The organism is Marinitoga sp. 1197, from assembly GCF_001021165.1.
GTDB lineage: Bacteria > Thermotogota > Thermotogae > Petrotogales > Petrotogaceae > Marinitoga.
This window is the reverse complement of sequence record NZ_AZAY01000014.1, coordinates 31,326-51,727: the sequence shown is the minus strand read 5'-3', so window position 1 is coordinate 51,727 and position 20,402 is coordinate 31,326. Positions and strand designations below refer to the sequence as shown.

Annotated in this window: 19 protein-coding genes, 4 tRNA genes, 1 pseudogene and 1 riboswitch; of the genes and pseudogenes, 12 read left to right on the top strand and 12 right to left on the bottom strand. The window is 29.2% G+C overall.

The window, feature by feature from the left end:
- The 6 genes and pseudogenes from X275_RS04335 to X275_RS04310 all read left to right on the top strand — a co-directional run.
- A pseudogene (locus tag X275_RS04335) lies at positions 1-684 on the top strand (hypothetical protein); the annotation flags it as partial.
- Between the two features lie 107 nt (positions 685-791).
- A riboswitch (cobalamin riboswitch) is annotated at positions 792-962 on the top strand.
- A gap of 52 nt (positions 963-1,014) precedes the next feature.
- The gene (locus X275_RS04330) at positions 1,015-1,905 is read left to right on the top strand and encodes an ABC transporter substrate-binding protein (RefSeq protein ID WP_047267701.1); all 891 of its coding nucleotides are present in this window, start codon (positions 1,015-1,017) and stop codon (positions 1,903-1,905) included.
- Positions 1,902-2,918 carry a FecCD family ABC transporter permease gene (locus X275_RS04325; RefSeq protein ID WP_047267700.1) on the top strand — a complete coding sequence of 339 codons (1,017 nt, stop codon included), beginning with the start codon at positions 1,902-1,904 and terminating at the stop codon, positions 2,916-2,918. Before X275_RS04330 ends, X275_RS04325 begins: the two co-directional genes overlap by 4 nt.
- Entirely contained in the window at positions 2,915-3,682 is a 768-nt protein-coding gene (locus X275_RS04320; protein ID WP_047267699.1) for an ABC transporter ATP-binding protein, read from the top strand. The genes X275_RS04325 and X275_RS04320 overlap by 4 nt, the downstream gene beginning before the upstream one ends.
- 127 nt (positions 3,683-3,809) lie before the next feature.
- A complete protein-coding gene (locus X275_RS04315; protein ID WP_047267698.1) occupies positions 3,810-4,922 on the top strand; it encodes a KamA family radical SAM protein in 1,113 nt (370 codons plus the stop codon).
- A 109-nt stretch (positions 4,923-5,031) separates the two neighbouring features.
- A complete protein-coding gene (locus X275_RS04310; RefSeq protein WP_084825105.1) occupies positions 5,032-6,255 on the top strand; it encodes an adenosylhomocysteinase in 1,224 nt (407 codons plus the stop codon).
- Between the two features lie 59 nt (positions 6,256-6,314).
- Here the strand turns inward: X275_RS04310 and X275_RS04305 are convergent.
- From X275_RS04305 to mnmE, 6 genes are all read right to left on the bottom strand, one after another.
- Positions 6,315-6,389: transfer RNA gene (locus X275_RS04305), tRNA-His, on the bottom strand.
- Between the two features lie 20 nt (positions 6,390-6,409).
- Positions 6,410-6,486: transfer RNA gene (locus X275_RS04300), tRNA-Arg, on the bottom strand.
- Positions 6,487-6,562, bottom strand: a tRNA-Gly gene (locus X275_RS04295).
- A 22-nt stretch (positions 6,563-6,584) separates the two neighbouring features.
- Positions 6,585-6,660: transfer RNA gene (locus X275_RS04290), tRNA-Pro, on the bottom strand.
- A gap of 89 nt (positions 6,661-6,749) precedes the next feature.
- The gene (locus X275_RS04285; protein WP_047267697.1) at positions 6,750-7,457 is read right to left on the bottom strand and encodes a hypothetical protein; all 708 of its coding nucleotides are present in this window, start codon (positions 7,455-7,457) and stop codon (positions 6,750-6,752) included.
- A gap of 8 nt (positions 7,458-7,465) precedes the next feature.
- Positions 7,466-8,806, bottom strand: coding sequence for a tRNA uridine-5-carboxymethylaminomethyl(34) synthesis GTPase MnmE (gene mnmE / locus X275_RS04280; RefSeq protein ID WP_047267696.1), 1,341 nt, complete (start codon positions 8,804-8,806; stop codon positions 7,466-7,468).
- A 527-nt stretch (positions 8,807-9,333) separates the two neighbouring features.
- Here mnmE and X275_RS04275 point away from each other — a divergent pair.
- Entirely contained in the window at positions 9,334-9,867 is a 534-nt protein-coding gene (locus X275_RS04275) for a GNAT family N-acetyltransferase (protein ID WP_047266583.1), read from the top strand.
- A 54-nt stretch (positions 9,868-9,921) separates the two neighbouring features.
- On the opposite strand, the gene X275_RS04270 is transcribed toward X275_RS04275, so the two are convergent.
- The 3 genes from X275_RS04270 to X275_RS04260 form a co-directional block, all read right to left on the bottom strand.
- On the bottom strand, positions 9,922-10,767 hold the full coding sequence (locus X275_RS04270) for a GNAT family N-acetyltransferase (RefSeq protein ID WP_047267695.1): 846 nt from the start codon (positions 10,765-10,767) through the stop codon (positions 9,922-9,924).
- Between the two features lie 131 nt (positions 10,768-10,898).
- Positions 10,899-11,360: a flagellar export chaperone FliS gene (gene fliS, locus X275_RS04265; RefSeq protein ID WP_047267694.1), complete on the bottom strand. Its 462-nt coding sequence runs from the start codon at positions 11,358-11,360 to the stop codon at positions 10,899-10,901.
- A gap of 30 nt (positions 11,361-11,390) precedes the next feature.
- Entirely contained in the window at positions 11,391-11,996 is a 606-nt protein-coding gene (locus X275_RS04260) for a hypothetical protein (RefSeq protein WP_047267693.1), read from the bottom strand.
- 312 nt (positions 11,997-12,308) lie between these two features.
- On the opposite strand from X275_RS04260, the gene X275_RS04255 reads away from it, so the two are divergent.
- The 5 genes from X275_RS04255 to X275_RS04235 all read left to right on the top strand — a co-directional run bounded on the left by X275_RS04255 (position 12,309) and on the right by X275_RS04235 (position 16,700).
- Positions 12,309-12,842 (top strand): cupin domain-containing protein, encoded by a 534-nt coding sequence (locus X275_RS04255; protein ID WP_047267692.1) that lies wholly within the window; start codon positions 12,309-12,311, stop codon positions 12,840-12,842.
- Positions 12,843-12,866: 24 nt separating this feature from the next.
- A complete protein-coding gene (gene speD, locus X275_RS04250) occupies positions 12,867-13,262 on the top strand; it encodes an adenosylmethionine decarboxylase (protein WP_047266578.1) in 396 nt (131 codons plus the stop codon).
- Between the two features lie 12 nt (positions 13,263-13,274).
- Entirely contained in the window at positions 13,275-14,153 is an 879-nt protein-coding gene (gene speE, locus X275_RS04245) for a polyamine aminopropyltransferase (RefSeq protein WP_047267691.1), read from the top strand.
- 425 nt (positions 14,154-14,578) lie between these two features.
- Positions 14,579-15,580 carry an elongator complex protein 3 gene (locus X275_RS04240; RefSeq protein WP_052913619.1) on the top strand — a complete coding sequence of 334 codons (1,002 nt, stop codon included), beginning with the start codon at positions 14,579-14,581 and terminating at the stop codon, positions 15,578-15,580.
- 13 nt (positions 15,581-15,593) lie between these two features.
- The gene (locus X275_RS04235) at positions 15,594-16,700 is read left to right on the top strand and encodes a DUF362 domain-containing protein (RefSeq protein ID WP_047266576.1); all 1,107 of its coding nucleotides are present in this window, start codon (positions 15,594-15,596) and stop codon (positions 16,698-16,700) included.
- 108 nt (positions 16,701-16,808) lie between these two features.
- Here the strand turns inward: X275_RS04235 and X275_RS11040 are convergent, their stop codons facing one another.
- The 3 genes from X275_RS11040 to X275_RS04220 all read right to left on the bottom strand — a co-directional run bounded on the left by X275_RS11040 (position 16,809) and on the right by X275_RS04220 (position 20,378).
- Positions 16,809-18,479 (bottom strand): peptidylprolyl isomerase, encoded by a 1,671-nt coding sequence (locus X275_RS11040; protein ID WP_052913617.1) that lies wholly within the window; start codon positions 18,477-18,479, stop codon positions 16,809-16,811.
- Positions 18,480-18,496: 17 nt separating this feature from the next.
- Positions 18,497-19,207 carry a 2-phosphosulfolactate phosphatase gene (locus X275_RS04225; RefSeq protein ID WP_052913614.1) on the bottom strand — a complete coding sequence of 237 codons (711 nt, stop codon included), beginning with the start codon at positions 19,205-19,207 and terminating at the stop codon, positions 18,497-18,499.
- A gap of 76 nt (positions 19,208-19,283) precedes the next feature.
- Positions 19,284-20,378: an iron-containing alcohol dehydrogenase family protein gene (locus X275_RS04220; protein WP_047267690.1), complete on the bottom strand. Its 1,095-nt coding sequence runs from the start codon at positions 20,376-20,378 to the stop codon at positions 19,284-19,286.
- Positions 20,379-20,402: the final 24 nt, after the last annotated feature.

Below are 20,402 nucleotides of genomic sequence, written 5' to 3'. Positions count from 1 at the left end.
GGAAATGGAACAAGTAATGTTGGGGTTATGATGGCTATCGGTTATGATGATGATTATGCTGGTTCAGGAAATGCAGGTTTGTTAATCGCAGATGGAGACGCGGGTATAGTATTGTTTGATATTTCAACACCAAATTCTCCAGTATTACCAGATGCTGATCATGCTCAAGATAGATACAACACTTCAGGTACAGCGTTTGATTTATATGTAGATGCAGCAAATGATAGAGTATATGTGGCAGATGGGACACAAGGTTTAGCAGTTGTTGAGTATAATTATTCTGCGGGACCACCAATAGAAATTACATGGTCATTACAAGGTTCTGTGAGATTTGATGATGCTATAATAATGGGAATTGAACAAAGAGCAACAGGATATTATGAATTAGCAGCAGGTAATAGAGGTGTTTTAATTATGGCTGTTGGAGATCCAACGGAACTAGCAAATGGAGATGCTTTAGATAGTTCTAGTGGAGATAGCGATAGTGATGGTAATTATGTAGAAAGCGAATATAATACACAAGGAGCAGGATTTTCAGTTCTATTTAAATCTGTTGGAGGTACTAATTATTCAATAGTATCAGATGGAGATAATGGAGTAGTAGTGCTTAGTGATAGCAGTTATGATTTTACAAAAATTGCGGATTATAATTGGATTAATTTTGGTAATCTTGTAACAAATTAAAAATTTATTCAAATCCCCGGGATTTCCCGGGGATTTTTTATGTTTTAGAAAAAGAATATTTTAATATTTACATTGCTTATTTTTCATGTTATAATATCACTGACAATTAAATAAAATTCCTTTAAAATGTAAGGGAAAACGGTGAAAATCCGTTGCGGGCGCGCCACCGTGAGTGGGGACGAAATCAGCACTTATGCCACTGGAAACATTTCTCTGGGAAGGCGCTGAGAGTAGAGAGAACCACAAGCCGGGAGACCTATTTTAAAGGGATTTGTTCCATCTTCTCGCGAAAAGAAGATGGAAAATAGATTTTTTATAGGAGGGATATGTATGAAAAAAAGTTTAGCAGTTGTTTTAATATTGGCGTTTTTAACATCGTTTATATTTGCTTTTCAACCAGTAACTCTTGTGGATGATTTAGGAAGAGTAGTGAAATTTGATAAAGAAGTTGAAAGAATTATTGTTGCAGCTCCTGCTATTTCTGATTTTATAATCAAATTAGGTGCAAAAGATAAAGTTGTAGGTGTTACAGATTTTGATTCTTATATAACAGATGTAGAAAAAATAGGTAATATGTTTCCTTTAAATGTTGAAAAAATAATTTCTCTAAATCCAGATGTTGTATTATTAACCGGTGGTTTTCAGGAAGGCGAAGTATCAAAATTAGAAAAATTTGGAATTAAATCTTTTGTAATAAATCCCACCACATTAAATGAAATGTTTAGAGATTTATCCCTTGTAGGTGCAATACTTGGAAAAGGCAAAACTGCTCAGGACTATTCGCGAAAGTTAAGAGTTAGAATGTTAAACATTGCAAAAAATTCATTTTCGTGGAAAAATAAGCCAAAGGTAATATATTTATCCGCATACGGTAGTGTATCACAAATGTGGACATGTGGTACCGGTTCGTATTTAAATGAATTAATTACATATGCTGGTGGAATAAATGTAACTGCTCCATATACAGGAAACAATGGTTGGTTTGCAATAGGGCCTGAATTTGTAGTAAAGGAAAATCCGGATATAATTTTGGTTCCTTCTTATTATCCTGGGGATAAAGGCGCTTATAATCTAATAATGAATGCAGAACAATTTAAAGATGTTAATGCCGTGAAAAATTCTAAGGTATTTATAATAGACGGAAATAAAGCTTCTTTGCCAAATACTGGATTAATAGATTTGTTAGGAGAGCTCAACAAACTCTTCAGTGAAAACAGATGAAAATATTAAAAACGGGGAAAGTTTCCCCGTTTTTTTCCCTGATATTTGGGCTAATTTTTATACTATTTTCTATAGTATTATTTACATCATTAGGAACAGTTAAGATTTCATTTAAAGATGTTGTTTTATCCTTTTTTAATGCATCTTCAAATTCTTTGTATAATAAAATAATTTTCAATTTAAGATTACCAAGAATATTGGGAACGATTATTATTGGTGCAATCTTAGCAATTGCGGGAAATGATTTTCAAATGATAATAAAAAATCCTCTTGCAGATCCTTTTATTATTGGTATATCCTCTGGAGCAAGTTTTGGCGCTATTATATACACTGCACTTAAAAGTGTATATGGGATTGATTTGCCTTTTGGGATAGAATTTTTTTCATTTATTTCTGCATTAACTGCAACAATAATAACTTTTTCATTAGCAAGAGAAGGTAAAAAATTTCCTGTTATATCTTTAATATTAAGTGGAGTTATCGTTGGATTTGTGTTTAATTCTCTTTCTACTCTGTTTACTGTTTTATTCTGGCAAAATTTATTACATGTCAATTTTTGGTTAATGGGTAGTACAGGTAATATTGTCTGGTCAGATTTAATTATATTAAGTATATTTCTTGTACTTCAAATTTTGGTGAATTTTATTTTTAAAAAACATATTGAAGTTGTAGCGATGGGAGATGACATTTCAGTTTTTTCCGGAATAAATCCTGAAAAAATAAAATTAATAGTACTTGGTATTAATGTTCTGGCAGTATCTATAGTTGTATCAAAAGCTGGAATAATTGGATTTGTAGGTCTTATAATACCACATCTTGTAAGAAAAATTACAGGTCCAAATATACATTACTCTACAATAGGAGCTTTAATATATGGAGGAATATTCCTGGGGTTTGCAGACCTATTTTCACGATATTTATTCAGACCTACAGAATTGCCCATAGGAGTTACGACATCTATAGTAGGAGCCCCTATTTTTATTATTATTATGAAAAGAGGAAAAAAAATATGAAAATATTAGAAATTGAAAATCTTGAGTTTTCATATAATAATTATTTTAGGTTAAAAATAGATCATATGTATATAAAAAAAGGAGAATTCGTTTCAATAATTGGACCAAATGGTTCAGGCAAAACTACTGTATTAAAATTATTAACATTATTAGAAAAGAAAAATAAAGGAAAAATTATAATAGCTGGAAAAAAAATAGAAGATTATACTAAAAGAGAATTGTATAAAAAGATAGCCGTGGTTCCACAGGAATTTTTCACATCATTTGAATTTACAGTAGAAAATATAATTTCATCGGGAAGAATTCCTTATGAAACATTATTTTCAAGCAGTGATGAAAAAATCGTAGAAAAAGTCATGATAAAAACAAATACTTTAAAATTTAAAGATAGAATTTATAATTATCTTAGTGGTGGTGAAAAACAAAGGGTTATGTTAACACGAGCGTTGGTTCAAAATACTGATATATTATTACTGGATGAATTTGTATCTCAAATAGATCCAGGTTATACTCAACAATTAATACGAATGGTGAAAAACGAATCGATTAAATATGAAAAAAGTATATTGTCAATATTTCATGATGTTAATCTAGCATCATTATATTCTGATAGAATATATATCTTTAAAGATGGGGAAATTAAATATTTTGGTTCTCCAGAAAGTGTTATAACTGAGAAAATAATGAAGGAGATTTTCAATATAGATTGTATAATAACAAAACATCCTAAAAAAGGAAAACCTCAGGTTATTTTTGAATATTGATACAATTATGTTATAATTTAATTAGTATAATTTATATAAATGTTCTAAATTATTCTTTCTTTTCAAATGCTAATATTTCGGTTATGATAATGTTTTGATTATAATACTTTAAAAGGGGGTATTGAGATTGGGTGTGAAGTATATTGTAAATATTGATAAAGTAAATCAATTAACCAAAGCAGAAAAAGAAGAACTAAAAAAAGTTACAAAAAAATATAAATTCAGAGCAAATGATTATTATTTAGGACTTATAAACTGGGATGATCCAAATGATCCAATTAGAAATCTCATAATCCCACAAATTGGAGAGTTAGACGAATGGGGGAAGTTAGATGCGTCAAATGAAAAGTCATATACCATAAGTAAAGGATTGCAACACAAATACAAGGATACAGCTTTGTTGCTTGTAAATGATGTATGTGGAGGATATTGTAGATTTTGTTTTAGAAAAAGGTTATTTATAAACGTTGGTGAAGAAGTTGTCAGAGATGTAAGTGAAGATCTCGAATATATAAAGCAACACAAAGAGATAACAAATGTATTATTAACAGGAGGAGATCCGTTATTATTATCTACAGAAAAATTAGAAAATATCATAAAGCAAATACGCGAAATTGAACACGTTCAAATTATAAGAATAGGATCAAAAATGGTAGCATTTAATCCATATAGAATAATTGAAGATAATAAATTAATTGACATGATAAAAAAATATTCTACCGATGAAAAGAAAATATATATAATGACACAATTCAATCACCCTAATGAAATTACAAATGTTGCAATAAAAGCTGTAAATATGTTACTCAAAGCTGGAGCTATTTTGGCCAATCAAACACCAATGATAAAAGGTGTAAATGCAGATTGGAAAACTCTAATGGAATTGTTTAAAAAATTATCATTTATAGGTGTCCCACCATATTATGTATTTCAGGGAAGACCTGTTGCAGGAAATAAACCTTTTGCTTTAACTATAGAAGAAGGCTATCAAATATTTTTAAAAGCAATTGCTAATGTTTCAGGACTTGCAAAAAGAGCAAGATTTGCTATGTCTCATGAAACAGGAAAAATTGAAGTGGCTGGATTAACAAAAGAACATATAATCTTTAGATATCAGAGAGCTCATAATCCTGAAAATGCAGGTAAATTTATGATCTACAAAAGAAATCCAAATGCATATTGGTTAGATGATTATAAAGAATTAGTTGAAGAATATATTATAGATAATCCACTTATTTAACAAGAGCGCCACACGGCGCTCTTATTGTTATTGCAGATATTCATATTTGTCTTTTGTTTTTATGTTAAAAGTGATATACTAAAATTAGTAATAATGAGGAGGGATAAAAATGGAATTAATAGAATCAGGAAGAAAAAAGATTGAATGGGTCAAACAGCATATGAAAGTGTTAAACACTTTAAAAGATATGTATATGGAAGAACAACCGTTTAAAGGAATTAATATTTCAATGAGTATTCATCTTGAAGCAAAAACCGCATATACTGCTGTTGTATTACACGAATTAGGAGCAAATGTAGCAATAACAAGTAGCAATCCGTTGTCTACGCAGGATGATGTAGCTGAGGCGCTAAAAACATATGGCGTTAATGTTTATGCTAAGCGCTCTACCGATGAAGAACTATACTGGAAAAACATAGACAAAGTGCTTTCCATTAAGCCCAATATTGTTATCGATGATGGTGCTGATTTAGGAGTTAGAATTGTAAAAAAATATCCGGAATTATTAGAAAATATTTGGGGAATAAACGAAGAAACTACAACAGGCATTAAAAGATATAAAGCATTATTAAAGGATGGGGAATTAAAAGTTCCTGTAATAGATGTAAATGATTCGTATATGAAATATTTATTTGATAATCGATATGGAACTGGGCAATCAACATGGGATGGAATTATAAGATCTACAAATCTAACAGTTGCTGGTAAAAATGTTGTAATTGCGGGTTATGGATGGTGTGGTAAGGGTGTTGCCATGCGAGCAAAAGGATTGGGTGCAAAGGTCATTATTACAGAAGTTGATCCTATAAAAGCAATAGAGGCAGTTATGGATGGCTTTGAAGTTATGCCTATGGATGAAGCTGCTAAAATTGGGGATTTCTTTATAACCGTTACAGGTGATACGGATGTTATTGTTGAAAAACACTTTTTAAATATGAAAGATGGTGTGGTTTTAGCTAACGCAGGACATTTTGATATAGAAGTTAAAGTTGCAGATTTAGAAAGGATTAAAGTTGAAAAAACAGAGGTTAGAAATGGTGTAACTCAATATACAATGCCAAATGGCAATAAGTTATATTTGCTTGGAATGGGGAGACTTGTAAATTTAGTAAATGGAGATGGACATCCTGTAGAAATAATGGATTTGTCCTTTTCATTACAACTTGAAGGAGCTAAATATCTAAAAGAAAATAAAGGGAATATAGCGGTTGATGTAAAACCGGTGCCGTATGAAGTTGACATAAAAATCGCAAAAATAAAATTAAAGACTATGGGTATTGAAATTGACGAATTAACTCCGGAACAAATCGCATATTTAAATAGCTGGAAATAAATTAAAACACCGAATAAGAACATACTAAAAAAATAAAAAGGGAGCGTAAGCTCCCTTTTTGGGGTGGCATGTGGGATTTGAACCCACGACATCCTGATCCACAGTCAGGCGTTCTACCACTGAACTAATGCCACCATCTCTAAATAAAAAAAGGTGGCGCGCCCAGAGGGACTCGAACCCCCAACCCTTGGATTAGAAATCCAATGCTCTATCCTATTGAGCTATGGGCGCTGGAGCGGCCGACGAGACTCGAACTCGCAACCCCTGGCTTGGAAGGCCAGTGTTCTACCAATTGAACTACAGCCGCACATGAAAAATACGCCACCTTCTGGTCGGAGCGACTGGGATCGAACCAGCGACCTCCGGTTCCCAAGACCGGCGCGCTACCATCTGCGCTACGCTCCGACACATCATCTTCATCAGATGTCCGTGAATTATAATACCACAAAAATCGCTATCTGTCAAGTAAAAAAATATTTCAAGATTTTTACAAATTATAAATTATCTAAATCATCTATTATTTTTTGTAAAACATCGGGTTCTTCATAAAATGAAATCACTTCTCCGTTTTTTAATGCTATGGTTAAACAAAAACTTTCTAAAAATGGTTTATGTAAAGTTCTTATTCGTTTATTTGGTAAAAATAAATCTCTAATTTTTGGATAATAAAATTCCTGATTTCCTTTTATATCATACAAATTATAAGACTCGATTTCATTTTTATATATTATCTGATTAAAATAGTCGCCGTTTGGCATTTTAAAAGAATAAGCAATATAATTATTACCTATAGCAAAAGTTGAAGAAAACAATTTTCCGATTTCTTCAATTGAGGAAATTTCACCCCGGCCAAAAAACAAATGATAATATCTCCAGTTTTCAGGTTTAAAATTATTATTTCTAATATAATTTTTCAATATATCAAATTTTCTTTCTTCATTTGCGGCAACAAGAAAAATTCCAGAAACAACTAACAAATAAAATAATATAAAATAATTTGTAAATCCAAAAAGTAAGGCTATGGCTTCGCTGCCAATTATAGTTCCCGCTAAAAATGAAAATACCTCTTTCCCTTTTAGCTTTAAAATCTGATAATAAATAATAAAAGCTATTAAAGAAACTCCAAAAAAGAGCCAACCTTTAACAAAGAGTTGTATAAAAGGAATTAGTCCTAAAATAATAGATAAAATCAAATAGTTCATATCATCACCTACTTTCCAACACAAAAATTACCAAAAATATTGTCCAATAATGTTTCTGTATAATCATCCCCTGTTAATTCATTTAAAGCTTCTATTGTTTTTCTAACATCAAACATTATTGCATCATTTGTTAATCCTAATTCAATTCCCTCTATAGCTTTAATTATAGAATCAATGGCTTTTTTTACAGCGTTTTTTTGTCTTCTGTTTGTAAGCGTTAATTCATCTGTAATTACAGTATCCTTTAATTTTTTATATATTAAATCCTCGAGATTTTTTATTTCACCATTGGATGCTGAAATTCTAACAACTTCATGTTCTTTCCACGAAATTTCAAAATTATCCTCATTAACAATATCTGATTTATTAATAACGATAACAACTTCTTTATTTAATTTCTTTATTTTATTATATATTTCTTTATCGTATTCATCTATGCCAACAGAATTATCCAATACAAATAATATAAGTTTTGACTCTTCAATAGCCTTTAATGAACGTATCACACCTATTTTCTCTACAACATCTTCGGTTTTTCTAATTCCTGCAGTATCAATAGCTTTTATAAAAATTCCTCTAATATTTAAATTCTCTTCAATAGTATCTCTTGTTGTTCCGGGAATATCAGTTACAATTGCTCTATCTTTTCTTAATAAAGCATTTAATAATGTGGATTTACCAGCATTGGGTTTTCCAACGATAGCCATTTTAATTCCCTCTATTGCAGATATTCCGTTATCAGCGTTTTCATATAATTCCTCTAACTTTGCTTTTATTGTATTTAATGATTCTAAAAATTGAAAATTATCAACTTCAAAATCATCTGGATAATCCATTTCAACCTCAATTCTGGCAGCAATATTAAATAATTCTTTTTTTATTATCTCTATTCTTTTTGACAATTTACCATCCATTTGATTCGTTGCAGCTTTCAATGCAAAATCCGAATTGGCATGAATCAATTCATTAATAGCTTCTGCTTTTAACAAATTCATTTTTCTATTCATAACAGCTCTTTTAGAAAATTCTCCTGGTAAAGCTTCTCTTACATTTAACGTCATTATTTTTTCTAAAATTTTTTTTGTTACTAATATACCGCCATGGCAGAATATCTCAAGCATATCTTCTCCAGTATAACTTTTTGGCCCTTTATGATAAACCCATGTAACTTCATCTATTACATAATCTTTTTCTTTAATCCAGCCATAATACATTTTTTTTGGTTCAGGAGCATGTATATTAAAAAGAGATTTTATAACGTTAATAGTGTTTTCTCCTGTTAATCTTATAACAGCTATAGCTCCTGTTCCAATAGGGCTTGAAATTGCAGCAATTGTATCAAAAATCATAAAATCACTCCCAAAAAAGTTTTCTGATATATTATATCATATTAAATCATATACTTTTTTACTATTATTATCTTTTATTGTAAATAATAAAAATTTATAGAAATATGAGGAAATAATAATAACGAATCACAATCTTCGGCCAGGCGGTGAAAATTCTTAATCCTCATTAAATATTTGCTTACCGCTGTCGCTCAACCATTGCATCCATGCAATGGTTTCGCTCAAAATCACATGGATGTGATTTTGAGCAAAGCCGAGCATGGATGCGAGTCTGAGCGACCGGCGAGAATGAAAAATTTTGAAGATTAGAAATTTCACCGCTTGAACGAGATATTATTTTGAGAAATATTTTGTACCTAATAATGACTCCAAAGTTTTTTATTATAATTTTATCATATAAGCAAATGAGCGTCTGAACGAGATCAGCATTTGCAAATTTTATATTTACAACTTTGGTAAATTTTTATTATTGACAAACAAAATAAATTTTGTTATAATATCCGCAAATAACAGAGGGGGGATTTCAAATGTATGAAGGAAAATTAATTCGATTAAGAGCATACTCAAAAGATGATATAGCTAATATATTAGAATACATAAATGATTTTGATGTAAAAAAATATTTAATGCCAGGAATACCTCTTCCATTCCGCTATGAAGATGAACTAAAATGGTATGAAAAACTAAATCCTATGAAAGCAGATAATTACAGTTTTGCTATAGAAAGAAAAGAAGACAATAAATATATAGGTGGATGTGGAATTGTTAGTGTAGACTGGAAAAATTCTGTAACAACTGTTGGAATTTTTCTGGGTAAACCATTCTGGAATAAAGGATATGGCACAGATGCCATGAAAGTGCTGATAAATTTTATATTCAATGAAATGAATGTTAATAAAGTAAAGTTACATGTTTTTAGTTTTAATAAAAGAGCTATAAAATCTTATGAAAAAGTTGGATTTAAAATTGAAGGCATACTTAGAGAAGAAATATTCAGAGAAGGTAAATATCATGATGAAATAATAATGGGGTTGTTAAGAAATGAATGGACATCATTTTAGATTTTTTTAATAATTTATGTTTTTTAAAAAAGCAGCGTAAATCACGCTGCTTTTTTAATGGATTCTTTTTTCCATCTCTACTTGCTTTAAGAATGGTGTAAATTCATATTTTTTTATTAATTCATATAATGGATCATTTTCTGGTAAAGATACTATAGTTATATTTTTAAAATTCATATTTGAAAATCTATTGATTAAATCCTTTAATATTTCTTCATATTTTGTAGCATCCACAATTGGTGAAACATCTACAATAAAAACTCCTTCTTTTGTTTTGCCCCATACAACATAGCCAATTGTAAAACCTTTTTGAATGATTCTTTCCATTTTATAACGTTCTCTGGATAATTCGAGCGTTTTAGGCTCTCTCTGCCAGTTTGGATTTCTACCTATATAATGTAATGCTTCTACCGCTCTATCGTGTATATATTTATTATCAGTTTCTACATATTTAAATTTTGTATCATCAATTTTATCAAGATATTTTATAAAACTTTCAAGTATTCGACGTTCTTTAAATCCGTGTTTCTTATAAAATTTTTTTGCACTTGCTTCTTCATCCACAACTTCTAAGACAACTTTTGTTATGCCTTTCCACTTCATCTTTTCCAGAGTATAATATAATAATTCCGAACCATAACCCTTAAGTCTGAATTCTTTCAAAAATCCAAAAGCATCTATTCTTCCTCTTGTTCCTCTAATTGAGACAAGGGAAAAACCTATTGGTTTATTATCTTCATATACTATATAGGAATCATCAAGAGAAATCGAATTTTCTTTTAAATCATATTCAAATGATGTCATAGTCCAGTTTATAGGAACAGAATAGTCTTTAAATGTTTTATTTACAAGATCAACTATCGCAATCTTAGGGACTTCACTCGCTTTTTTAAATTCCATAAAACTCCCCCCTAACTTAAAAAAGTTTTACCTTCCTATTAAAATTATATCACAAAAAATATAAAAACAGATGTTAAACATCTGTTTTTATATTTTCATATATATATTTTGCATTATATTTTGAAATTTATTTATGTTGAAATATCCAAACCTTTCCTTTGTCCCTGGTTAACCTGCTGTTTTACAACATCACTTGCCTGCTTCATAGCTTCTCTCCATGCTTCTAATAGTGTATTTAAAAGTGTTTTTACTTCTTCTAATATTTCTATATCTTTATTTAAATTAGCATCTAAAAGACGTCTATACATATAATTATATAAAGCTCTTAAATTTTTAGAAATTTCTCCTCCTTTTTCCATGTCTAATGATAAATTTAATTCCATAATAATATCTTCAACTCTAACAATTTGATTATGAGCTTCTGCAATCTTTTTATTTTTTATCATATTAACAGCTCTATTTAAACGTTCTATAGAATTTAAATATAATAACTCCACTAATTTTGCTGGACTTGCGGTTTTAACCATATTTTCAACATATCTATTGTTAGCGTTTTGAAAATTATTTGCTTGAAAATTATTTGGTTGATACATTTTCACACCTCCGGTGTATATACTTTATTCTTATTCAATTTCATCGATGGCTCTTTTAAAAGCTTTTTTGAAAATTTCCAGAATTTCAGAAAACTCATAATCAATAATATCTGAAATTTCAACATTATCTGAAGTACTTTGTGATTCTATTATTTTTTCCAGAATTTCTTTTTGTTTTTCCATTTCTTCTTCTGTAATAAAAGTTTTATTTAATACTTTTGATGCCTGTGAAAGAATAGTATTCATTGCCTGTAATCCTTCAGCAAGGGCTTTTATCATTTTATGACCTTCTTGGGTATTCAGCATAATTTCCTTTGATATTGAACTAAGTGAATTTTCTATTTTGAATATGTATTGTTTTCCTTCTAATAAAAGTTTTTTGACAAGACCATAAAGATCGTCAAATAACAATTCTATATTTTCTCCGCCTTCAAAAAAAGCATTTTTTATTTCATCATAATATTTCATTGGAATTTCTTTTTCGTTTATTTTCATTCCTGTCAATACAGAATTTGCTTTTTCTGTTTGGAAAAAATGCACCAATTCATTAAAATTATTAAATTTTTCCTTTGAAAATTCTCTTTCATAAGTTTGGTCATCAGATTCATAAATAACTTTTACCTTAATTTTATCCATAAAAATACCTCCTATATCCTAAATACATATCGTCTAATTTGATTATAACATTAATTTCTCATAAAACAAAGAATATATGTAAAAAAAAATTAATATTAAAAATACTTTTTTGACAAGAATATTGTTGACATAAAAAGAAAAAAAGATTATAATAATAAACGTACTGTTTATTATACTACTCATAAAATTGCAAAAAACAAGATTTTTTTATTGTAAAATTTTGCTGTTTTATAATGAAATGACTTTTTAAAAAGGCTTTTAGCTGTTTATTATAAAATACACAAAAGACATATATAAAATACAGGTGATATTATGAAAATAGGCGAAAAGTTAAAAAAATTAAGACTTTCGAGAGGTTTGACTCAGGAAGAATTAGCCGTAAGAGCTGATTTAACAAGAGGATTTATTTCTCAATTAGAAAGAGATTTAACTTCGCCTACCCTTGAAAGTTTGGAAATGATTTTAAGAGCATTAGGTACAAATTTGAAAGAATTCTTTTCTGATTTTGAAGATCAAAAAGTTATTTATAAAAAAAGTGAAAGGGTTCCTATTTATGATACGCCAGATGGTGTAAAAGAAGAATTACTTATGACAGATACAGAAGTAAAAAAAATAGAACCTATGATTGTAGAATTAGAACCATTGGCGCAAACAGAAGAAGAAAATTATCATGAAGGCTCAGAATTTGGTTATGTTTTAGAAGGTAATATCGAATTATGGTTAGATGATGCAAAGTATAAAGCTAAAACTGGAGATGCTTTTTATTTTAAATCTGATAAAATACATTATATAAAAAATGCTAGCAAAAAGAAAAAAGCTAGGGTTTTATGGATTGAAATACAATAAAAAATTCCATGGGGAGGGTTGCAAATGGCAAAATCATTAGGAAGACATATTATAGCAGAATTTTATGAATGTGACAAAGATATATTAGACGACGTAGACAAAATAGAAGAATTAATGAAAAAAGCTTCTATTGAATCTGGAGCAACTATAGTAACCTCAACTTTCCACAGGTTTTTACCCCATGGGGTGAGTGGAGCTGTAATAGTTTCTGAATCTCATTTTGCTATTCATACATGGCCGGAATATGGTTATGCTTCTGTTGATATCTATACATGCGGTGATCATGTTGATCCGTGGAAAAGCTTTGAATTCTTAAAAAAAGCATTTAACTCTCAAAGAGCACAAACAATAGAACATTTAAGAGGAGTTTATGAAGAAATAGGTATAGCTGAAAACTCACCACATAAAGTGGAAGTTTAAGGAGGGATAGAAATGGAAAAAAAATTAGAACCAGGGAGACATTTATTATATATGGAATGGTATACAGGTGGAGACGTTGGATTATTTATGAAAATGAATAAAATATTATTTTCAGGTCAAAGTGAATATCAACGTGTTGATGTATTCGAAAATCCAGAATTAGGTAGAGTGTTTTCATTGGATGGTATTACAATGACAACAGAAGTTGATGAATTTATGTACCATGAAATGTTGGTTCATGTTCCAATGTTCATTCATCCAGAACCTAAAAGAGTTTTAGTAATTGGTGGTGGTGATGGAGGATCTACAAGAGAAGTTTTAAAACATCCGTCCGTTGAAGAAGTTATTTTGTGTGAAATTGATCCAATGGTTATTGAAGCGGCAAGAAATTATTTACCAACAACAAGCGTTGAATTTGACAATCCAAAATTAAAAATAGTGAATGAAAATGGCGCAGAATATGTAAGACAATTTGAAAATTATTTTGATGTGATAATCGTAGATTCTACAGATCCTACAGCTGGAGAAGGCGGTCATTTATTTACTGAAGATTTCTATAAAGCATGTAATAATGCATTAACAGAAAATGGCGTGTTTTCTGCAGAAACAGAAGATCCTTTTTATGATAGAGCCTGGGTTGGAATTGCTTACAACAGAATAAAAAGTGCATTTCCTGTTACAAAAGTTTATATGGGATTCATGACAACATATCCATCTGGTATGTGGAGTTATACCTTTGCATCAAAAGGATTAGACCCGTTAAAAGATTTTAATCCCGAAAAAATTAAAAACTTTGAAAAGAAAGAAACTTTAAAATATTATAACGAAGAAATTCACGTTGCGAGTTTCGCATTACCAAATTTCGTAAAAAAATTAATAGGCATAAAATAATAAATCGGCGGTTTTACCGTCGATTTATTTTGGATTATAGATGAATTTTATGTTATAATTTTAATATATTTAAATTATAATAGCCTGTTTAAAATTATGATTACGATGTCCAAAAATTCAAATTCACTCAGGCAGCTTGATTGCTTATCCTTAAAATTATTCATTCTCAGCCGTCGCTCAGATTTTTCATCCATGAAAAAGCTTCACTCAAAAAAACGTCCTGTTTTTTTGACGGTTTCCATTCACGCTTAGATTTTTTAGGTATAAAAAATCTAAGGGAAAAGGAGAGCGATAGCTCAAAAGTTTTTTATAAAATCAAAATTATTTTAACCAATACCCGCGGTAGCGTGTAAGGGTAATCTTCGAGCCTTCATTTCATTTTAGATTTTTTAGACAGTCTTATTATGATTTTTGAGGTGAGAATTTTGTCAAGAGAATATATAATTCCTATTTTCATTCCACACGCAGGATGCAAAAAAATATGCGTTTTTTGTAACGAATATTCTGCAACAGGAATAAAAACAAAGCCTGATATAAAAAAATTAGACGAAACATTTGAAAGATATATAAATTATTTTCCTGAAAATTCCCAACCCTATATTGCATTTTATGGTGCAACATTTACAGGAATGAAAGAGGATGAAATGCTATTTTACTTAAAATGGGCTCAAGATAAAATTAATAATTATAAGGCATTTGGAATAAGATTCTCCACATCACCAGAAGAAATAACCAGCGAAAAAATCAATATTTTGAAAAATTATTCGATAAATTTTATTGAAATTGGTGTTCAATCGTTTTACGACAATGTTTTAAAAGCTGCAAACAGACCTCATACTTTAAATGACGTATGGACCGCTATTGACCTGCTTGAAAAAAATAATATAAATTACGGTATTCATCTAATGACTGGATTACCTAAAAGTTCTTATAATAAAGATATAAACTCAGCAATAATTACATCTTTTTTAAAAGTAAAAAGTATAAGAATCCATCCAACAGTTATATTAAAAAATTCAAAACTGGAAATTATGTTTAAAAAAGGAGAGTATGTTCCCGAAACATTAGACACAGCTGTCGAAAAAGCTGCAAAAATGACAGAAATTATAGAATCTACAGGAAAAAAGGTTATAAGACTTGGTATATGTTTATATGGAAAAGAACGAGACAATGTAGTAGCTGGCCCGTATCATGATTCTTTTGGTGATCTTGTCAGAACAAAAATAGCTGAAAATATTATGATTACATTTAAAAAAGAAAGGCTTACAGTACCATTAAAATTAAAATCAAATTTCATAGGTTTTAAAAGGAAAAATTCGCATTTACTTGAGAATTCAAAAATTGAATTTCATAATGAAGAATATTTTCTACTAAATAATACTAAAATAACATATGAAGATTTATTGAAAAAAATTGAAATATTATAAAAGGGGGATTTTTATGGCTTCAAAGGTTTATTTTACAAATTTAAGAACAAGACCTGGTATGAACTTACTCGACAAACTGGAAAGATTGGTAAAAAAAGCTGGTATTGAAAAAATTGATTTTAAAGATAAATTTGTTGCAATAAAAATTCATTTTGGAGAACCTGGGAATTTAGCTTATATAAGACCAAATTACGCTGCAAGAATTGTGGCATTAATTAAAAAACTTGGAGGAAAACCTTTTTTAACAGATGCCAATACTTTGTATTCTGGAAAAAGATCAAATGCGTTGGATCATATTCAAAGTGCTTATGAAAATGGATTTAACCCACATTCAACAGGTTGTCATGTTATAATAGCTGATGGTTTAAAAGGTACTGATTATGTAGAGGTTCCTATAAATCTACATTATTGCAAAACTGCAAAAATTGGTACTGTAATAATGGATAGTGATGTGATTATTTCCATGGCGCATTTTAAAGGGCATGAGCAGGCTGGATTTGGTGGTACTTTAAAAAATATGGGAATGGGATGTGCATCCAGAGGAGGAAAATTAGAATTACACTCAACATCTCAGCCTAAAATTGTAGATAAGAATTGTGTTGGCTGTGGTATATGTGTAAAGAATTGTGCTTATGATGCTATTCATCTCAATGAAAAAAAGATTGCATATATTGATTACGATAAATGTGTTGGCTGTGGTCAATGTATAGCTGTTTGTCAATATAATGCTGCGCAGGTGGTCTGGAATGAATCATCTGAAATAATGAATAAGAAAATCGCAGAATACACATACGCTATAGTAAAAGATAAACCCGCATTTTATATAAATTTCATAATGAATGTTTCCCCGGATTGCGATTGTTGGTCAAATAATGATTATCCAATTGTCCCGGATATTGGAATCGCTGCTTCTTTTGATCCTGTAGCTCTGGATATGGCGAGTGTTGACTTGGTTAAAAATGCTCCTGCTCTTCCCGGAAGCAAAATTTACAATTCTCATGATTTTGTAGGGGAGGATAAATTCAAATTTGTTCATCCAAATGCTGATTGGGAAGCTGGATTAAATCATGCACAACAAATTGGCCTTGGAAATAAAGAATATGAATTAATAGAAATATAAAAACAAGCCGTAAAACGGCTTGTTTTTATATTTACACATACGTTTTTTCTTCCAAATAATTTTGCCAGATCTTTTTGCTTTTTAAATAATATGCCGACCCCTGTTAAATTATTTTTTCCCGTTTATATCCATCATATTCTTTAATGTAGATTTTATTTCATCTATAACTTTCTTAGATTTTTCTTTTATATCCGAATTGTCTGTAGAAGAATATATTTTTTCAAATGCCTGAAGTGTTTTTTCCAATTCTGGTTGTATAACATCTTTAGGTTGTGTATGAATATATTGTTTAATGTATTGATAATATGAATAATTATATTCAAATGAAATTTCAGGGTCATCCGGGTTTAATTGATATAATCTTATAAGTGTGTTCATATCTTTATTTTTCATATATATTCCTTTTAATATTTCAAATTCTTTATTCTTCAATTCATTAATATAATCTTTAGTTTTATTTATATTCATATTTTCTGAAAAAAGTTCCGGATACATAATTTTTGCATAGTAAAGATTTTCCATATCTTTTTTTAATTTTTCTTTTGAAGCCTTTTCTTTTTCATCTTTTATATTTTTTATGTTTTTTTCAAGTTCATCAATATTTTTACTTATATCTTCTTCTGACATTTTAATATATGTGCTATTTCTATATGTATTTATTGTTTCTTTTAACTTAAGCATTTCGGGTAAAGATGTATTTAATTCTTTTACTAAATTTAAGTAACTTATTTTCCATAATTCTGGAGCATTTTCATTTGTTCTAATAGCATCATATAATTTTTTTTCTATAGAAATTTTTTCTTCTATGGTTTTAGCTTTTTCAATTCTATCTTCATAAAGAAGTGGTTCATATCTTAATGCATAACTAAAATCTTTGGAATAATCTGTGTACCATTTATATAATTTTTCATTTTTGATTTCTAATTTAAGATTATTTATAAGTTCATTATCTGCTTTCATATCCTGAATTGATTTATATACTTTCTTATCATCGACCCTAATTATATGGTAACCATAGTTTGTTTTAATGGGCCCAACAATTTCGCCAATTTTGGCATTAATTGCAGCATCAAAGTATTCTGGAACAACCTGATTTTTTGCAACCCATTCAATTTTTCCTCCATTTTTTGCAGATTGTGTATCTATTGAATATTTTTTTACAGCATCTTCAAATGAAATATTTCCGTTTTTAATATCTTTTAATATTTTATTAGCTGTAGCCTCATCAGTAACCAATATATGTCTTGTAAGAACTTTTTCATTTCTTAGTTTTATATTTTCGAAATTTTTGTTGACATATTCATCTAAATCTTTTTCTGTAACTTTTCCAATATTTTCATCTATAAATTTATAATATTCATTTGAAACTAATGCATCTTTTAAATATTCTTTTAGTTTATCTTCTGAACCAAAATATTTTATTATTTGTTCTTTAGTTTGAGGATTACTCAAATATTGTGAAGTTAAAGTTTCAATTTGCTGATTAATTTTATCCATATCTATTTTATAGCCGCTTTCTTTTGCATAATATTCAAGAATTTTATAATTCAAAATATCTTTTATTGTAGATAACATATAATATGGTTCTTTCATTTTATCATACTGCTGACCATTTTTTTGCATTGAATTTATTCTATTCAAATATTCAATTTCAAACCTTTTATCATCCAGATAATAATTTTCCAATACTTTTCCATTTTTTGTTAAATAACCTATAATCTCAGAAAAACTTAAAATACTAAATGTAATCAATAGTAAAACTAAAACAAATTTTTTCATACTACACCTCCAGATTTTTATATATCTATTTTAGATTTAAATTCATTTTTATTCATCTTGGAAATTGGAACGACATTCAAAAGTCCTTCATTAAAACATATGGCTAAATCCTTATCTAACCCTATTTTCTTTAATTTTTGAGCATGTGTTGAATACTGTAATATTCTTGTATGTGGGATGTTAGCCATGTTTAAAGCAATATAGGATTCATCATTGAAATATGTAATATCTTGTTTTGATAATACGCTTAACATTCTTCCTGCGGTAAATACATCTTCCAGCGATATATTACCTTCATTGCCGCTACAGATAAATCCAATATCATCTACTTTTTTTGCTAATAAATATTGTAAAACAGCTTTTAAATTCAATAATGATGTTGCTATAGTTATTCCTCTAAAATTTGCTGTTATTAATGCTTTAGAGCCATTTGTAGTACATAAAACCACCTTTTTATTTTTAAATACAGCCGCATTTTTTAGTATTTCTGAGGGAGAATTAGAATAATCAAACCCTGAAATTTTTAAAGCATTCTTTTCACCTAATAGAAGTGTATTATTATCTTTAAGATTAAAAGCTTCTTCTGGATTTTTAGCAACAACAATATGAGATGCTCCTACAGATAATGCTGTAGCAATTGTAGATGTTGCTCTTAATGTGTCTATGACTATATAATATTTATGGGGTTCAATATTTTCATCAGGTAAAAAATATGTATAAAGCCTCATGCTTCTCCCTCCAATTCGTCATTCCGTGTCTTACAAAATATATTTTCAATGCAATACTCCCTTATTCAATATTTTATCATATTTTTGCAATTTTTTTATACATTTCTTTAATTTTATTTTTATCATAATTACCAGGTGTATTTTTTATATGCGATGAATTCATAACTTCTTCAGAAAATAATTCTAATTCTTCTTCAGTAAAAACTATATTAAAATTATATGTTCCTATTTTTTTTAAAAAGATCTCAAAATTATCTAAAGTTCCAAAAATTTTTTCAAGAGTTTCTACTTTTTTTGGATTTTCTTTCTTCACCTCTTTTGCAATTAATGGTAAAAATATAGCTGTAGCCTGTCCGTGTCTTATTCCCTTATGTATTGTAATTCTATATCCCAATGAATGAGGTAAGATTGTTCCTGTTTGTGCTATAACCATACCAGCTAAAGTTGATGCAATAGCCAGCTTTTCTCTATATTCTACATTTTCCAAATCTTCCAAAGTTTTTGGTAAATATCTATATATTAATTCAATGGATTCTCTGGCAAGTATATTTGATATTGGAGTTGACTTTTTAGAGAGAAGCCCTTCTACAGCATGGGACAGCGCATCAACCGCAGTAGTTAATGTGAGGTTTTTATTCATCTTTAACATATATATAGGGTCTAAAAAAGAGACATCAGGAAAGATTAAATTACTTTTAAAACCGGATTTTCTTCCATTTGGTTTTGTCAAAACAGCATATTCAGTTACTTCGCTTCCTGTTCCAGCAGTTGTTGGCACAGCAACAATTGGTAGTGAAACGTCATAATTATTATTATCAAACAAATCATCAGGAATCAAATCTGGGTTGGCTGTTAATACAGCTATAGCTTTTCCAGCATCCATAGGGCTTCCACCACCAATAGCTATAACAAAATCACATTCGTTTTTTAAACAAATGTCTCTTCCTTTTAAGATCATATCATATGTTGGATTTTCGCCAATTTCATCATAATGAACATAGGGGATCTTGAATTCGTTAAGAACAGAAATAACATCATCCAGAGCGCCTGTTATTTTTGCAGAATTTTTACCAGTTACAATTAAAGCTTTTTCACCACAGATCATTTCATCTTTATGTTGTGAAATAATATTTTTTCCATAATATAATTTTGTTGGCATATTATATAACATGAAACCCCTCCTTATACACGATTA

What these genes read in the sequence shown, in the direction of transcription:
- X275_RS04330 (WP_047267701.1), top strand. Translation starts at nt 1,015, where the DNA reads ATGAAAAAAAGTTTAGCAGTTGTTTTAATATTGGCGTTTTTAACATCG.
- X275_RS04325 (WP_047267700.1), top strand. Translation starts at nt 1,902, where the DNA reads ATGAAAATATTAAAAACGGGGAAAGTTTCCCCGTTTTTTTCCCTGATA.
- X275_RS04320 (WP_047267699.1), top strand. Translation starts at nt 2,915, where the DNA reads ATGAAAATATTAGAAATTGAAAATCTTGAGTTTTCATATAATAATTAT.
- X275_RS04310 (WP_084825105.1), top strand. Translation starts at nt 5,032, where the DNA reads ATGGAATTAATAGAATCAGGAAGAAAAAAGATTGAATGGGTCAAACAG.
- X275_RS04285 (WP_047267697.1), bottom strand. Translation starts at nt 7,457, where the DNA reads ATGAACTATTTGATTTTATCTATTATTTTAGGACTAATTCCTTTTATA.
- mnmE (WP_047267696.1), bottom strand. Translation starts at nt 8,806, where the DNA reads ATGATTTTTGATACAATTGCTGCAATTTCAAGCCCTATTGGAACAGGA.
- X275_RS04275 (WP_047266583.1), top strand. Translation starts at nt 9,334, where the DNA reads ATGTATGAAGGAAAATTAATTCGATTAAGAGCATACTCAAAAGATGAT.
- X275_RS04270 (WP_047267695.1), bottom strand. Translation starts at nt 10,767, where the DNA reads ATGGAATTTAAAAAAGCGAGTGAAGTCCCTAAGATTGCGATAGTTGAT.
- fliS (WP_047267694.1), bottom strand. Translation starts at nt 11,360, where the DNA reads ATGTATCAACCAAATAATTTTCAAGCAAATAATTTTCAAAACGCTAAC.
- X275_RS04260 (WP_047267693.1), bottom strand. Translation starts at nt 11,996, where the DNA reads ATGGATAAAATTAAGGTAAAAGTTATTTATGAATCTGATGACCAAACT.
- X275_RS04255 (WP_047267692.1), top strand. Translation starts at nt 12,309, where the DNA reads ATGAAAATAGGCGAAAAGTTAAAAAAATTAAGACTTTCGAGAGGTTTG.
- speD (WP_047266578.1), top strand. Translation starts at nt 12,867, where the DNA reads ATGGCAAAATCATTAGGAAGACATATTATAGCAGAATTTTATGAATGT.
- speE (WP_047267691.1), top strand. Translation starts at nt 13,275, where the DNA reads ATGGAAAAAAAATTAGAACCAGGGAGACATTTATTATATATGGAATGG.
- X275_RS04235 (WP_047266576.1), top strand. Translation starts at nt 15,594, where the DNA reads ATGGCTTCAAAGGTTTATTTTACAAATTTAAGAACAAGACCTGGTATG.
- X275_RS11040 (WP_052913617.1), bottom strand. Translation starts at nt 18,479, where the DNA reads ATGAAAAAATTTGTTTTAGTTTTACTATTGATTACATTTAGTATTTTA.
- X275_RS04225 (WP_052913614.1), bottom strand. Translation starts at nt 19,207, where the DNA reads ATGAGGCTTTATACATATTTTTTACCTGATGAAAATATTGAACCCCAT.
- X275_RS04220 (WP_047267690.1), bottom strand. Translation starts at nt 20,378, where the DNA reads ATGTTATATAATATGCCAACAAAATTATATTATGGAAAAAATATTATT.